The sequence below is a fragment of the Streptomyces sp. NPDC049627 genome (genome assembly GCF_044465645.1).
In the GTDB taxonomy this organism is placed as follows: Bacteria; Actinomycetota; Actinomycetes; order Streptomycetales; family Streptomycetaceae; genus Streptomyces.
Genome location: NZ_JBITLW010000021.1, coordinates 12,372 through 27,523, shown reverse-complemented (window position 1 = coordinate 27,523; position 15,152 = coordinate 12,372). Strand labels below are relative to the sequence as shown.

Annotated in this window: 11 protein-coding genes; 6 read left to right on the top strand and 5 right to left on the bottom strand. The window is 72.7% G+C overall.

The features are described 5' to 3' along the window. Positions 1-35: 35 nt before the first annotated feature. Together ACIBU0_RS40895 and ACIBU0_RS40890 are read right to left on the bottom strand one after the other, a co-directional pair. Positions 36-4,334: an HAD-IC family P-type ATPase gene (locus ACIBU0_RS40895; RefSeq protein ID WP_398829055.1), complete on the bottom strand. Its 4,299-nt coding sequence runs from the start codon at positions 4,332-4,334 to the stop codon at positions 36-38. 134 nt (positions 4,335-4,468) lie between these two features. Further along, positions 4,469-5,815, bottom strand: coding sequence for a PHB depolymerase family esterase (locus tag ACIBU0_RS40890; RefSeq protein ID WP_398829316.1), 1,347 nt, complete (start codon positions 5,813-5,815; stop codon positions 4,469-4,471). A gap of 404 nt (positions 5,816-6,219) precedes the next feature. Between ACIBU0_RS40890 and ACIBU0_RS40885 the strand changes: the two genes are divergently transcribed. After that, positions 6,220-7,200, top strand: a complete 981-nt coding sequence (locus tag ACIBU0_RS40885; protein WP_398829053.1) for a polysaccharide lyase family 1 protein — start codon at positions 6,220-6,222, stop codon at positions 7,198-7,200. 100 nt (positions 7,201-7,300) lie between these two features. Beyond that, positions 7,301-8,083 carry a pectate lyase gene (locus ACIBU0_RS40880; protein WP_398829051.1) on the top strand — a complete coding sequence of 261 codons (783 nt, stop codon included), beginning with the start codon at positions 7,301-7,303 and terminating at the stop codon, positions 8,081-8,083. Positions 8,084-8,178: 95 nt separating this feature from the next. Here ACIBU0_RS40880 and ACIBU0_RS40875 read toward each other — a convergent pair whose 3' ends face one another. Then, entirely contained in the window at positions 8,179-8,946 is a 768-nt protein-coding gene (locus ACIBU0_RS40875; RefSeq protein ID WP_398829049.1) for a PaaX family transcriptional regulator C-terminal domain-containing protein, read from the bottom strand. Positions 8,947-9,020: 74 nt separating this feature from the next. On the opposite strand from ACIBU0_RS40875, the gene ACIBU0_RS40870 reads away from it, so the two are divergent. Continuing rightward, positions 9,021-10,766, top strand: coding sequence for an acyl-CoA dehydrogenase family protein (locus ACIBU0_RS40870; RefSeq protein WP_398829047.1), 1,746 nt, complete (start codon positions 9,021-9,023; stop codon positions 10,764-10,766). Between the two features lie 95 nt (positions 10,767-10,861). On the opposite strand, the gene ACIBU0_RS40865 is transcribed toward ACIBU0_RS40870, so the two are convergent. Then, positions 10,862-11,341 carry a diadenosine tetraphosphate hydrolase gene (locus ACIBU0_RS40865; protein ID WP_398829045.1) on the bottom strand — a complete coding sequence of 160 codons (480 nt, stop codon included), beginning with the start codon at positions 11,339-11,341 and terminating at the stop codon, positions 10,862-10,864. A 19-nt stretch (positions 11,342-11,360) separates the two neighbouring features. Continuing rightward, positions 11,361-11,948: a hypothetical protein gene (locus tag ACIBU0_RS40860; RefSeq protein ID WP_398829043.1), complete on the bottom strand. Its 588-nt coding sequence runs from the start codon at positions 11,946-11,948 to the stop codon at positions 11,361-11,363. Between the two features lie 276 nt (positions 11,949-12,224). On the opposite strand from ACIBU0_RS40860, the gene ACIBU0_RS40855 reads away from it, so the two are divergent. The 3 genes from ACIBU0_RS40855 to ACIBU0_RS40845 all read left to right on the top strand — a co-directional run bounded on the left by ACIBU0_RS40855 (position 12,225) and on the right by ACIBU0_RS40845 (position 15,035). Beyond that, entirely contained in the window at positions 12,225-13,310 is a 1,086-nt protein-coding gene (locus ACIBU0_RS40855) for a WD40/YVTN/BNR-like repeat-containing protein (RefSeq protein ID WP_398829041.1), read from the top strand. Positions 13,311-13,383: 73 nt separating this feature from the next. Further along, complete coding sequence (locus ACIBU0_RS40850; RefSeq protein WP_398829038.1) at positions 13,384-14,061, top strand: uracil-DNA glycosylase; 678 nt, start codon at positions 13,384-13,386, stop codon at positions 14,059-14,061. Next, complete coding sequence (locus ACIBU0_RS40845; protein WP_398829036.1) at positions 14,058-15,035, top strand: N-acetylglucosamine kinase; 978 nt, start codon at positions 14,058-14,060, stop codon at positions 15,033-15,035. The genes ACIBU0_RS40850 and ACIBU0_RS40845 overlap by 4 nt, the downstream gene beginning before the upstream one ends. Positions 15,036-15,152: the final 117 nt, after the last annotated feature.

Genomic DNA, 15,152 nt, shown 5'->3' with positions numbered 1-15,152 from the left:
CCCTGGAAAGGTCGGCACACTCGGGTCGGTCGAGATCATCCCGTCGGCAGACGTCGCATCACCAGCCGCTCCAGGTGCGGCATCGCCCGCTGTCCGGTCACCGCGAGCGCGATCGATGCGGCGACGCCCGCCCAGGCGAAGGGGCCGAGCGGTGTGCAGCCGAAGACGTGGCTGAGGCCGGGGGTCTCGACCAGGACGAAGAGGGCGGCTGCCGAGCCGAGGGCGGTGGCGCGGACCAGCGGGCTGCCCCGGCGGTCGGCCAGGGTCTGGGCGAGCTGTGTGCCGACCACCGCGCACAGGGCCATCGTGGTGGAGCGGCGGGCGGTGCCCGGGGTGAAGCGGCCGATCAGCCAGGCGGACGTGGCGCCCAGTGTGGTGGTCAGGGCGCGGTGCCGGATCTTGCGGATCAGGGGTGCGCCGAGGAGCGAGGTGCCCAACGGTTCCGTCCCTTTGCGATCCGCCGTCGGCTCCGCCTCCTCCGGCTCCTTCGGTGTCACCGCCACCGCCATGGCGGGGAACAGGTCCGTGAAGAGGTTCACCAGCAGCATCTGGCGGGTCGACAGGGGTGCCGCGCCCGACAGGAGCGTGCCGAGCAGGCCGAAGCCCACCTCGCCCGCGTTGCCGCCGATCAGGATGGCGATGGCGTCGGCGACGCTGTGCCACAGGGCCCGGCCCTCGGCGACCGCCTCGATCAGGACCGTCAGGTCGGCATCGGTCAGCACCAGGTCGGCCGCGTTGCGGGCGGCCGCCGAGCCGCGGGCGCTGATGCCGACGCCGATGTCGGCGGCGCGGATGGCCGCGGCGTCGTTGGCTCCGTCGCCGACCATGCCGACGACTCGGCCGGCGTCCCGCAGCGCCTCGACGACCTGGAGTTTCTGTTCGGGCGCGACCCGGGCCACCACGCCCATGTCGGCCAGCATCCGGGCGCGTTCCTCCCGGTCCGCGGACGCCAGCTCGTCGCCGGTGACCACGCCGGTGTCCTCGGGCCAGCCCAGTTCCGCGGCGATCGCCCGCGCGGTCTGCGGGTGGTCGCCGGTCAGCATGACGGGCCGTACGCCCGCTTCCCGCAGCCCCTCGACGAGGGCCGTGGAGGTGTCGCGCGGTATGTCGGCGAGAGCGAGCAGTCCGGTGAACTCCAGCTCCTGCAGGGGCTGTTCGAGAATGCCGGCAGCGTTGTCCGACGCTTGCAGCGGGCGCCGGGCCACCGCGAGGACGCGCAGTCCGTCACCGGCGAGCGCCTGGGCCGCCTCCGTCGCCGACGAGGGCAGGCCGGCGCAGGCGGGCAGCACCGTCTCGGGGGCGCCCTTGACCACGAGCACCGGGGTGCCGTCCCCGGCCCGGCCGACGGCGGCGGCGTAACCGCGTCCGGCCTCGAAGGGCAGTCCCTCGGTCTGGGACCACTCGGGGTCGGGAGCGGCCGCGTCCAGGACGGCCTCGTCGGTGGCGTGGACGGGCTTGTCCGAACCGCCGTTGAACTGCGGGCAGGCGCGGGCCGCGATCCGCAGCGTGGCGTCGGCCGCCCTCTCGTCCGGAGTGCGGACCGTGCCGTCCGCGTCGGTCACGCGCACCAGGCGCAGCCGGTTCTCGGTGAGGGTGCCGGTCTTGTCGAAGCAGATGGTGTCCATCCGGCCGAGGGCTTCCAGGGTGCGCGGGGCCCGGACGAGGACTCCCCTGCTGCTCAGTCGGCGGGCGGCCGCCAGCTGTGCCACGGTCGCCACCAGCGGCAGCCCCTCGGGCACCGCGGCCACGGCCACCGCGACCCCGCCGCTCACGGCGCGGCGGATCGGCGTGCCGCGCAGCAGCGACAGGGCGGTCACCCCGGCGCCGCCCGCCAGGGTCAACGGGAGCGCCTTGTCGGTGAGTTCGCGCAGCCTGGCCTGTACGCCGGCGGACGGCGGCTTGCGGGCGGCGAGGGAGACGGCTCGCGCGGCTTCCGTTCGCGCCCCGGTGTCCACGACGACGGCCCGGGCCTCGCCGGCCACCACGGTCGTGCCCTCGAACACCATGCAACGGCGGTCGGGCACGGCGGCGTCCGGCGTCGGGTCGGTCGCCTTGGCCGCGGGGAGCGACTCGCCGGTGAGCGCGGACTCGTCCACTTCGAGGCCGTCCTCCCACAGCAGACGGGCGTCCGCGGGCACCACGTCGTCCGCCCGGAGCTCGATCACGTCACCGGGACGGAGTTTGGCGGCGTCCACGAGGTGCGGCCGGGACGGCGGCTCGTCGGTCGTGACGCGCGCCTTCTGCTTCTGCTTGGCCAGCAGCCCGGACAGCGCGCGCTCGGCCCGCATCCGCTGGATGCCGCCGACCAGGGCGTTCAGGTCGAGTGCGCCGACGACCAGCAGCGCATCGACGACAGAGCCGAGGATGGCTTCGGCGGCCGAGCCGACGGCCAGTACCGGAGTGAGGGGGTCGTCGAGTTCGCCGCGTACGGCCCGGGCGAGCTGCAGCGGCCCGCTCAAGGGTGCGAACAGGCGCTTTCGGCCCAGCGTGCGGACCGCGTCGCGCGTGCGGTCGGTGACCTGCTCGGACAGGGTCGGCTCCGGTCCCTCCTCGTGCTCCAGCCGGTCGCGGACTTCGGTGGGCTCCAGCTCGTGCCAGGCCACGCGCGGGCGGGGGTGCGGGGCGCGGGCCACCGCCACGCCGAGCGCCGCACGCGTCCCGGACAGCAGCGCCCAGGCCGCGCTCACGTCGACCGGCGTGTGGCGCAGCCCGGGCCACGGTGTGGGACGGCCGCGCCGGGACTTGCCGATGGCCACGAGGATCCCGGACAGGGCGGCCCCGGACCGGGCCAGGGTCTGCGACCTGCGCCCGACCGCGCGCGCGACCGGGACCGCCCGCAGCAGCCGCCACAGGTCGGCCGGACCGTGCGGGGCGAGCACGTCCGCGCCCCAGACCACGGCCGCGTCCCGGTCGGTGAGGGCGACGGCCACGTCACCGGCGAGCAGTCCGGCGAGGACGTCCTCGTCGTCCGGTCCCGGCCGGGCGACCGTGACGACGACGCCTTCCTCCCCCCGCAGCGCGTCCACCACGTCGCTGAGCGGCCGCTCGTCGCGCACCACTTGGTCGGCGAGGCTCGTGAAGTCGGCCAGGGCCGGGTCGTCCACCATCACGACGCGCAGCCCCGCGCGCCGGGCGGCGTCCAGTACGGCCTCCGCCCACGGGTCGGCGCCCTCGCCGGGGCTCCGCAGTGCGCTCGGATGCAGGACGACCGTGTCGGCCATCTCCAGCTGCCGCAGCCGTTCCGTGTCGCGCACGAGGACGCCCGTGCGCGACAGGGCGGTGCCGAGTAGGGCGTGGAAGGCGGCGGGCCCGTAGCGCGCCGCCTTCGGAGAGCCCGCGAGCACGGCCTCGGCCGCCTCGGTGCCGTCGTGCTTGACCAGCAGCGTGGCCAGGGCGCCGACCAGACTGCCGGTTTCGGCGTGCGCGGCGTACTCCTGGGCCGGAGAGGTGCGCAGCGGCGGGCGCGGGCGGTGGTCCCCGGCCACACTGCAGCGCTCCGGCGTGCAGACCTCGTCGTGGACCATGTCGAACGCCGCCGTGCGCGCCACCGTCTCGGCCAGCTGGAGCGAGCGCAGCGCACCGTCGAGGACCAGCGCGGTCGGGGTCCGGCCGGCACCATGGGCGGCCGCGTTCGCGAAGGCCAGCGCCATGTCCATGCGGGAGCGGCCCAGGCGGGCCCGCAGCAGGCCGCGGAAGCGCGGGTTCTCCCGCAGCAGCGTCACCAGCGCGGTCACCGCCCGGGGCGAGGCCGGCAGACGCAGGCCGTAGCCGGCGAACGCGGCCGCGATGCCGAGCCCGTCCGCGGCCAGCGTCGCGGCGGCGGCCCGCACTCCGGCGGGGTCGGCCGGGTGGACGATCTCCTCCACCGTCTCGTCCGGCTGGGCCAGTCCGTGCCGGGCCGCGATCTCGGTCGCCTTCTCCACCACCTGGTCGCTGAACGACTCCTCGACGGCGGTCACCACCAGCCGGCTCAGCCCGCCGTCCCAGTAGGCGAGGGCCACGTCGGGCCGCTCCGCCAGCACCTCGGCCACCCGGCGTGCCGCGTGCTCCAGCCCGCCCGCCCGCCGGACCCGGTCCGGTGCGGCGGGCCGCAGTGCCAGGTGGGTCCGCGTGCCCGACCGCCAGGGGTGCGGGCCGAGGGGCAGGGTATTGCGGGCGACCCGCAGCACGCGCCCCGCGGTGTCCATCGTGCGTACACCCGCCCGGGCCGTCCCGGCCACGGCACCCGCCGCGACCCCCACCGCGGGGGCCGCGCCCCTGGCGAACAGCTGCGGCCCGGCCGAGATCAGCCCGGCCGCGGCGACCGTCGGACGTGTGAGCAGTCCCAGTACCATCGCTCGCCCTCGCTCCACCTCGCTCGACAGCGCCTTCCGTGCGGGCCGGGTTCCCGCAAAACGGCATGTCATCCGCGTACGGAAGATCGTCGTGGCCGGAAACCCACGCTCCGGCCACGTCGAGGACCGGCGGGTCAAGCGGCCGTACAGGCCGTGCCATTGAGCGTGAAGGCGCTCGGCGCCGCACTGTTTCCGCCATGGTTCGCCTGGTAGCCGATGCTGACGCTCGCTCCCGGCGCGAGCGTCGCGTTGTACGAGGCGTTGGTGGCCGTCACAGCGCCGGACGCCGGGGTGTACGTGGCTCCCCAGCCGTTCGTGATCGTCTGACCGGCGGGCAGCGTGAGGCCGAGCCGCCAGCCGTCGATCGGGGTCGTGCTCGTGTTGGTGATCGTCAGTGAGGCGGTCAGGCCCGTGGTCCAGGCGTTGGTGGTGGCGGTCACCTTGCAGGCGCCGGGCTGGGGCTGAGGGGTGGGGCCGCCGCTGTCGAGGCCGAAGAAGGCGAGGACGCGGGCCGCCATGCCGTAGCTGTACACGTTGTGGCCGACGCCCTGGAGGCTGATCGCCTCGACGGGAGCCCGGTCACCGGTGCCGCCGTAGCGCGTACGGGTCCAGCCCGGCTGGGGCGTGTCGGTGGCGGCCGGGGTCTGGCTGATGCCCTGGACGTTCGTCCACTGCTTGATCATCTCCCCGAAGTTGGGGTAGCGCAGGACGTCGTCCGCGGTGCCGTGCCACAGCTGCATGCGAGGCCGGGGCCCGGTGTATCCGGGGTAGGCGCCGCGCACCAGGTCGCCCCACTGCTGCGCGGTGCGGGTCACCGTGCCGTTCGCACAGGCGCTGTTCCACTCGGATCCGTCGGTGGTGGCGAAGCAGCCGAAGGGGACTCCCGCGAAGGCGGCTCCGGCGGCGAACACGTCGGGGTAGTCGCCGAGCAGGACGTTCGTCATCATCGCGCCGGAGGAGATGCCGGTGGCGAAGACCCGGCTGGTGTCGGCGGCGTAGGCACGCACGGTCCAGTCGATCATCGACTTGATGCCGACCGGGTCGCTGCCGCCGCCCCGCTTCAGCGCCTGCGGCGAGGACACGTCGAAGCACTTGCTGCTGCGGGTGACGGACGGGTAGATCACCACGAACCCGTGCTGGTCGGCGAGCGTGTCGTACTCGGTGCCGTTGTACATGTCCGGGCCGGAGCCGGTGCACCAGTGCACGGCCACGAGGACCGCCGGGTTGGGCCTGACACTGGCCGGCACGTACAGGTACATGCGCAGGTTGCTGGGGTTGGTGCCGAAGTCGGTGACCTCGGTGAGCGTCGCGGTGGGGACGGCATCGGCCTCGGTACGGGCGGAGGCGGCGGGGGCGGAGGCGGCGGAGGCGGCGGGGGCGGCGACGAGCAGTGCCGCGAGCAACGGCAGGAGCGCTGCGAGGGGGGCGACGAGTTTCGCGAGCAGCGGTCTTGTCGGAGTGGTGCGGGTGGGGGTGGGCACGTCCTTGTCCCTTCTGGTCACGGCTCGTGGACCGGGTACGTCCACGGCGCCGAAGGCCGGCGGAGTGAGCGGCAGCGCGCTGATCGACGTACGCATACGGGGAGTCGGCATGGACTCGCCCTCTCACAGGGAAGCGTCGGCAGCATCGTGGCATGGACACGCTCATCATGGAAGCGCTCCCACGCCAGGCCGGAAGGAAGCGCCCGGCACCCACCAGGACTGACCGAATTCTTCTGCGCAAAGCGTTGACTAGAAAGCGCTTGCACCCTACGTTCCGTTCAGCAGTGTGACCGAGCCGCCCACGCAAAACCCCAAAGGGTCACCCTGCCCGCGCGCGGCGTTCCATATGAAGCACATCGTTCACATACATGATCGAGTCGCTCCTTCTGAAAGGACGCACCCGCATGCGTACTCTCCCCCCACATGCACGCCCGCAAAGAGCCGTACTGGCCACGGCCGCCGCACTCGCCCTCGCCACGGCGGCCGCCCTCGCACTGCCCCAGCCCGCCGGGGCGGCCGAAACCTCGCCCGTCGGCTTCGGCGCCGGGACAACCGGCGGCGGCAGCGCCTCGGCGGTCACCGTCTCGACACTGACCGCCTTCAAGTCGGCGGTGACCGGCAACTCCGCCAAGGTCGTCCGGGTCAACGGCCTGATCTCGCTGAGCGGCCAGGTCGACGTCGGCTCCAACACCACCGTGCTGGGCGTGGGTTCGTCGTCCGGTCTCACCGGAGGCGGACTGCGGCTGAAGAACGTCACCAACGTCGTCGTCCGCAACCTGAACATCAGCAAGCCGGTGGCGCCGTCCGACGGCATCACGGTCCAGGCGTCGACAAAGGTGTGGATCGACCACAACTCCTTCTCCGCCGACCGCGATCACGACAAGGACCACTACGACGGCCTGCTGGACATCAATCACGGCTCGGACAACGTCACGGTGTCCTGGAACACCTTCAAGGACCACTTCAAGGGCTCACTGGTCGGCCACAGCGACAACAACGCGAGCGAGGACACCGGCCACCTGAAGGTGACGTACCACCACAACTGGTTCAGCAACGTCTACTCGCGCATCCCCAGCCTGCGCTTCGGCACCGGGCACTTCTACAACAACTACGTGGCCGGCGCGGACACCGCCTGCCACTCGCGCATGGGCGCCCAGATGCTCGTGGAGAACAACGTCTTCCGCGACACCAAGGTCGCCGTCACCACGAACCGCAGCAGCGACGTCGACGGCTACGCCAATCTGCGCGGCAACGATCTCGGCGGGGCCGCGACCGAGATCTCCCGGGTCGGCACCTTCACCACGCCGCCCTACAGCTACACCGCCGAGTCCGCGTCCACGGTCGTCGCCTCGGTGACGTCCGGCGCGGGTGCCGGAAGGATCTGACACCCCCCACCGATCACCCCCCACCGATCACCCCCCACCGATCCGCCCAACTGTCCACCCCCTCAACTGTCCACCCCCAACTGGAAGAAGGCATCGGGACATGACTTCACCAGGAAAGCCCCGCGCCCGCCGGCGTGCACTGACCGGCGGACTGGCCGCACTCGGCCTGTCGACTGTCATGATCACGACACTCGGAGCGCCACCGGCGAGCGCCGCCACCTGGCCGACACCCAACGGCAGCCAGGGGACCTCCTCGACCATCTCCGTGTCCGGCACCAAGGACTACGGGATGAAGAAGTTCTACGGCACCGGGGACCTGGCCGGTGACGGCCAGGAGGAGGGCCAGGACCCGATCTTCGAGCTCGCGCCCGGCGCGACGCTGAAGAACGTCATCATCGGCGCGCCCGGCGCCGACGGCATCCACTGCGAGGGCAACTGCACCCTGCAGAACGTATGGTGGGAGGACGTCGGCGAGGACGCGGCCACCTTCCGCGGCGGCTCCACGTACAACGTGATCGGCGGCGGTGCGAAGAAGGCCGCCGACAAGGTCTTCCAGCACAACGGGCCGGGCACGGTGAACATCTCCAACTTCGCCGTCAGCGAGTTCAAGACGCTGTACCGCTCGTGCGGCGACTGCTCCACGCAGTACACGCGCAAGGTCAACCTCAGCAACATCGAGGTGACCGGCACGGGCTCGACCGCGCGCCTCGTCGGCATCAACGTCAACCGCAACGACGTGGCGACGCTGCGGGGCATCACGATCTACAACGACGCCAGCCGCAAGGTCGTGCCCTGCCAGAAGTACAACAACAACACCGCCGTGGGTACGGGCCCCGACAGCACCAACTGCCTGTACTCCGGCTCGGACATCACCTACAGGTGATCCCCCGCGCCCGCCGGTAGTCCCCCACGGTGAAGGCGGCCGTACGAAGCGTCCCGCACGGCGCTTCGTACGGCCGCCGTGTCGTTCTCGGTCCCTCACGCCGTCTGCTCCTCCTGGGCACGCGCGCGTACGGCGTCGGCCACCTCCTGGCGGTAGTCCGCGTACACGGCACGCAGCCGGCTGCCCGGCCAGTCGGGCGGGAGGAGTTCGGCCGGCAGCACCGGATCGGCCAGCAGGTGGCGTACGACGGCCGCGAAGGCGGTGAAACGATCGGACGGTTGCCGCACCCGCGCGGCATGGGCGAGCAGGGCATGTCCCGTGCCGCTCCAGCCGTCCAACGGCCACAGGCTCGCGGCCAGCTCGCGCGCGGGGCGATCGGGGCGGGCCGTGCAGCGCTCGGCGACCTGGCCCAGGCCGTCCGGCAGGGGGCGGCGCAGATTGGCGGGCCGCAGCCAGACGCCCTCGCGCAGCTCGGCGAGCCGGAGCCGGGTCAACTCGGTGCGCAGTTCGGCCCGTTCCGCGGGGCCGCGGCCCGTGGCCGTGACCACGACCATCTCCCAGTCGCCGGCCCAGGGCAGGGTCTCGGGGTGGACCGCCTCGTCCTGCCGGCGCTGACGTTCCAGCAGCCGGTCGCTGAGCCGGTAGACCGTGTCCGCGCGCCGCAGGTCCCCGGCCGCCACCATCCGGCTGAGCGCGGCCCGCAGGGTGGATCCCGAGATCCCGAACGGTTCCACGCTGCGCACCAGGTCCTTCACCGGCAGCTCGGGCGGATGCAGACCCAGCAGCAGGCTCAGGACGACCGACCGGGCGGACAGCGGACGCAGTTCCACCTCGCCGGCCTGCGGTGACGGGTTGTTCGGCATGGCCACGACTGTACGGGGGCGGGTGACGTATTACAGGATTGCTGCAACCGTAGCTGCGGTGCAACACTGACCGCATGGTCTCGATACTCGCGCAGGAGCAGTCCGGTGCCGCGCAGGATACGTCCGGTGCCGCGCAGGATGCGGACGGTGCCGCGCTGGAGCAGTCCGGGCAGTACGCCACCCACGACGTCACCAACCAGCCCCCTCCCCTGCCTCCGTACGACGCCTCCGACGACGCGGCCCTGTTCGAAGGGCTGCGTCGCGAGGGCGCCGCGTGGGCCGAGGAGGACATCCGGCGGCTCGGGCTGCGGGCCGGGAGCGCCGAGGCGCAGGAGTGGGCCGAGCAGGCCAACCGGTACGAGCCGGAGCTGCGGACGCACGACCGGTACGGCCATCGCGTCGACGAGGTCGAGTTCCACCCGAGCTGGCACCACCTGATGCGGGTCGCGGTCGCCGAGGGCCTCGCGGCGGCGCCCTGGGCGGACGAACGGCCCGGCGCCCATGTCGCCCGTACCGCGGGCGGGCTGGTCTGGGGGCACACCGAGGCGGGCCACGGCTGTCCGACGTCGATGACGTACGCCGCCGTCCCGGTGCTGCGCCGGCAGCCCGAGCTCGCGCGGGTCTACGAGCCCCTGCTGAGCAGCCGGGAGTACGACCCGGGTCTGCGCGTGCCGACCGGGAAGAGGGGCCTGCTCGCGGGCATGGGGATGACCGAGAAGCAGGGCGGCTCCGACGTCCGTACCAACACCACGACGGCCGCACCGACCGCCGAGCCCGGCGTGTACACGCTGCGTGGGCACAAGTGGTTCACCTCGGCGCCCATGTGCGACGTCTTCCTGGTGCTGGCCCAGGCGCCGGGCGGCCTGTCCTGCTTCTTCGTGCCGCGGGTCCTGCCCGACGGCAGCCGCAACACCTTCCGCATCCAGCGCCTGAAGGAGAAGCTGGGCAACCGCTCCAACGCCTCCTCCGAGCCCGAGTTCGACGGAACCGTCGCCTGGCTGGTCGGGCCCGAGGGACGGGGCGTCAAGACGATCATCGAGATGGTCAACTGCACGCGCCTGGACTGCGTGATGATGTCGGCGGCGCTGATGCGCAAGACGCTCGTCGAGGCGGGGCACCATGTGCGGCACCGCAGTGCGTTCGGGGCGAGGCTGGTCGACCAGCCGCTGATGCGCAACGTCCTGGCCGACCTCGCGCTGGAGTCGGAGGCCGCCACGACGCTCACGCTACGGCTGGCCGGTGCGGCCGACCGGGCGGTGCGCGGGGGCGGCGCCGACGGTGAGGACGGCGCGGAGGCGGCGTTCCGCCGTATCGCCACCGCCGTCGGCAAGTACTGGGTCACCAAGCGGGGCCCGGCCTTCACCGCGGAGGCCCTGGAGTGCCTGGGCGGCAACGGCTACGTCGAGGAGTCGGGCATGCCCCGCCACTACCGCGAGGCTCCGCTGCTGTCGATCTGGGAGGGCTCGGGGAACGTCAACGCCCTCGATGTGCTGCGGGCGTTGAGCCGGGAGCCCGGCACGGCGGAGGCGCTCTTCGCGGAGCTGGCCCTGGCACAGGGTGCGGACGCCCGGCTGGACGCGTCCGTCACCCGGCTGAAAGCCCTGCTGGCCGGCGGCTCCGAGGCCGGCGCCCGGCGCCTGGTCGAGCTGATGGCCCTGACCCTCCAGGCCTCCCTACTCGTCCGCCACGCCCCTCCGGCCGTGGCCGACGCCTTCTGCGCCACGCGACTCGGGGGCGACTGGGGGCATGCGTTCGGAACGCTGCCGGATGCCGCCGATGTGGGCGCGATTCTGGGGCGGGCGTTGCCGGGGGTGGGGTGAGGCTCGGCGAGATGATCGGGCGGGGCACGCCGCGCCGACAGGCCGGGCGGTGGGCGCCGCCCGAGGATGTGGCGGGGCCGGTGATCTCCCTGCCGTCAGTTCGCCGCGTGGAGGCGGTCCAACTCGTCCCCGATCGCCTTGCGCAGGGGATCGTGCTGCGGACCGAGTGCGAACTGTTCGTCCGCCCACCTGTCGCGGGGGTAGAGCCACACCGGCATGCGCACCAAGTCGGCCGGCTCCCACTCGAACCGGGGCCATACGTGCGCATGCAGGAATCCGTCGGTGTTGCCGAGGATCTCGAGATTGACCCGCCGGAAGGCCGTATTCATGCGACGGGATGCACGCTCGACCGCTTCCCCGAGGTGGTCCATGTCTGAAAGGAACGCCACGCGCTTGTCCCTCGGCAGGTCTGACAGCCTCTCGACCTCGGGATCATCCACCAGGAGCACCGAGTAGCCCGGCAGGAACTGGACATCGCCGATCACTGCGAACCCCGCCGGCAGCCGCCGCAGCACGGTGGGGTTCTCACCTCGCAGCGCACTCTCGATCCGATTCGCCCGCCAGTCGCCAACCATGGTTTGAACCTACCCGGCGTCACCCGGTCGTCCGCCCACCCCACAACGGCCCGAAGCGTGCCCACTCATAGCCCCACTGATCGATGCGCCGGCTCTCCAGGCGACCGCGCAGAGCCCGGCCGGCGACGAAGGGTAGGGATGCGGCGCACAGGCCCGCGAGGCCGCCGACCAGGGCGGCTCGTGAGCGGGCCTCGGAGGGAGAGGCGGGCTTGGTCACCAGGCGGCCCTGAGGGTCCGTCCAGACGGTGACCGGCGTGCCGACGCCGCTGCCGGGCCGGACGCGGGCCTGCCCGGTGTGCGCCGAGCCGTCCTGCGCGCTCCAGCGGACCTTCGCCCACACGCTCGCGCCGCTCGTCGTGCCCGTGCGGGAGTCCGCGGTGCCCGGTGCGTGCTCGGCGAGGAGGGCGACGACGGGCCGCCACTCGACGCGCTCCCGGGCCATTCCCTGCTCCACCGTGCGGGCCGTCGCCAGACCGGCCAGCACCCCGGCGAGGACGGTGAGCGCCCAGGCGGCGAGCAGGACCCAGGCTTCCACCGCATCGGCCCGGCGCTTGAGCGGATTGCGCCGCCAACGCCACAGCCACACCTTCGGACCACGGAACGCCATCGACGGCTTCCTCCTCATGAGCGCACGAACATGCCGGACCGACCGCCCTCCCATACGGCGGACGGCCGCTGGATGCTCACGGCACGCACCCGGAGTCGACCGTCGCACGGAGTCCCGGACCGGTGCGGGCGTCTTCGCGAAAGCGCCCCGCGACTCCCGGCAGCGGGCTATCATCGCCGCCCTGACCTGCGACGTCAGCGTTTCCTGAGGTGACTGTCAGTGCCGGGGTGCAGACTGGCCGGTACCTGAGACAAAGACGTCCCGGAGGTGATCGGCATGACCGAGGTACTGCTCGCCGTGGGCACCCGCAAGGGCCTGTTTATCGGGCGGAGGCGAGGTGGCACCTGGGAGTTCGACGAGAGTCCCTACTTCAACGCCCAGGCCGTGTACTCGGTCGCCATCGACACCCGCGGCGAGCGCCCGCGGCTGCTGGCGGGCGGCGACAGCGCGCACTGGGGCCCGTCCGTGTTCCACTCCGACGACCTGGGCCGCACCTGGACCGAGCCGGCGCAGCCGGCCGTCAAGTTCCCGAAGGACACGGGGGCTTCGCTGGAGCGGGTCTGGCAGCTGCACCCGGCGGCCGCCGAGCCGGACGTGGTGTACGCGGGCACGGAACCGGCCGCGCTGTACCGCTCGGCGGACCGCGGCGAGACCTTCGAGCTGGTGCGACCGCTGTGGGAGCACCCCACGCGCTCGAAGTGGGTGCCGGGCGGCGGCGGTGAGGGCCTGCACACCGTGCTCACCGACAAGCGCGACCCGAAGGCCGTGACGGTGGCCGTCTCGACCGCCGGTGTGTTCAGGACCACCGATGGCGGCGCGAGCTGGGCGCCCTCCAACTCCGGTGTCTCCGCGGTGTTCCTGCCGGACCCGAACCCGGAGTTCGGCCAGTGCGTGCACAAGGTCGCGCGCGACGCGGCGAATCCGGACCGCCTCTATCTGCAGAACCACTGGGGTGTCTACCGCAGCGACGACGCGGGCGCGCACTGGACGGACATCGGCGAGGGCCTGCCGTCGACGTTCGGCTTCGCGGCCGCCGCCCACCCCCGCCGCGGCGACACGGCCTACGTCTTCCCGATCAACGCCGACTCCGACCGCGTACCGGCCGACCGCCGGTGCCGGGTCTTCCGCACGGCCGACGCGGGCAAGACCTGGGAGCCGTTGTCGGCAGGCCTGCCGCAGGAGGACCACTACGGCACGGTGCTGCGCGACGCGATGTGCACGGACGACGCGGACCCGGCGGGCGTGTACTTCGGCAACCGCAACGGCGAGGTGTTCGCGTCGGCCGACGACGGCGACAGCTGGCAGCAGCTGGCGTCGCATCTGCCGGACGTGCTGTGTGTGCGGGCCGCGGTGATCGGATGAGCCGTCAGAGCTTACGGGCCGGTCTTGGCCACTGGTTGATCGCCGCTGCCGCCACGGCAGTAGGGTGACGCCCGTGGCACCACGACCCTTGCATGAAATCGTCGAACCGGGCTGGGCGAAGGCCCTGGAACCCGTTGCCGAACGGATCGCCTCGATGGGCGACTTCCTGCGCGCGGAGATCGCCGCGGGACGCACCTATCTGCCGGCCGGAGCGAATGTCCTGAGGGCCTTCCAGCAGCCCTTCGACGAGGTGCGGGTCCTGATCGTCGGACAGGACCCGTATCCCACGCCGGGCCATGCCGTGGGGCTGTCGTTCTCGGTCGCGCCCGAGGTGCGTCCGCTGCCCGGCAGTCTCATCAACATCTTCCGGGAGCTGAACACCGACCTGGGGTTGCCGCAGCCCTCCAACGGCGATCTGACGCCCTGGACCCAGCAGGGCGTGCTGCTGCTCAACAGGGCGCTCACCACGGCTCCGCGCAAACCGGGCGCGCATCGCGGCAAGGGCTGGGAGGAGGTCACCGAGCAGGCCATCCGCGCGCTGGCCGGGCGCGGCAAGCCGCTGGTCTCCATCCTGTGGGGCCGTGACGCCCGCAACCTCCGCCCGCTGCTCGGCAACCTCCCGTCGGTGGAGTCGGCCCACCCCTCCCCCATGTCCGCCGACCGCGGCTTCTTCGGCTCCCGCCCGTTCAGCCGGGCCAACGACCTGCTGATCCGTCAGGGGGGACAGCCGGTGGACTGGCGCCTGCCGTGACCGAGCCCGCTGGGTTCCTCGCCGTCGACTCCGGAGGCTCGGGCCTGCGGGTCGTCGTCGGCACCGTCGAGGAGGGGGTGTCGGCCCGGCGGGAGTCCCGCGAGCCGGTCCGCATCGGTGACCGGGGCCTCGACCCCGGGCATCTGATGGAACAACTGGTGCCCATGGTCCGGGCGCTGGTCGCCGAGAGCGGGGTCGAGCGACTGGGTACGGCCGTGATCGGGGCCGCCGGGCTCGCCACCTTGGGCGATGCCCTGCGCGCCGAGTTGCCGGCCGCGCTGGAGCGGGAGTTCGGCATCGGGCGCCTCGCTCTCGCCGCCGACGCCGTCACCGCCTATGCGGGCGCTCTGGGGTCGCGGCCCGGTGCCGTGGTCGCCGCCGGTACGGGGCTGATCGCGATGGGCACGGATCTGACACGGTGGCGCCGTGCGGACGGCTGGGGGCATCTGCTCGGCGACTGCGGCAGTGGTGCCTGGATCGGAAGGGCGGGGCTGGAGGCGGCGCTGCGGGCGTACGACGGCCGGCCCGGCGGGTCGGCCGCGTTGCTGGCCCGCGTCAATGACATGTTCGGCCCCGTGCCAGGGCTGCCCGGCAGGCTGTACCCGCGTCCGGACCGCCCCGCCGTCCTAGCCTCGTTCGCTCCCCAGGTGGCCGCCTGCGCCGGCGGGGACCCGGTGGCGGCGGACATCCTGCGGTCCGCCGCACGGCACATGGCCGAGTCGGCGGCCGCCGTCTGCCCGGCGGCCGGCGAGCCACAAGTCGCGCTCACCGGCGGCCTGTTCAAGATGGGCGACCCTCTTGTCGTACCGCTGGAAGAGGAGTTGTCGAAGCGGCTGCCGCACGCGCGCCGGGTGCCGGCCGACGGGGATCCGTTGCTGGGGTCGGTACGCATCGCGGCCGAGCTGGCAACGGGTGCGCTCACCCTGCCGGGTGACGAGGCGCTGCTCTGCGTGATGACAGGAAAGAGGGACTGATCCCCCGCGCCGTTCGGTTCCGGACTGCAGGTAACTCAATCAGACAAAAGCGGACGGATACCGCTCACCTGCACCCTCCCCGAACAGGGGAGCCCAGGAAACCAGTAACATGCGGCG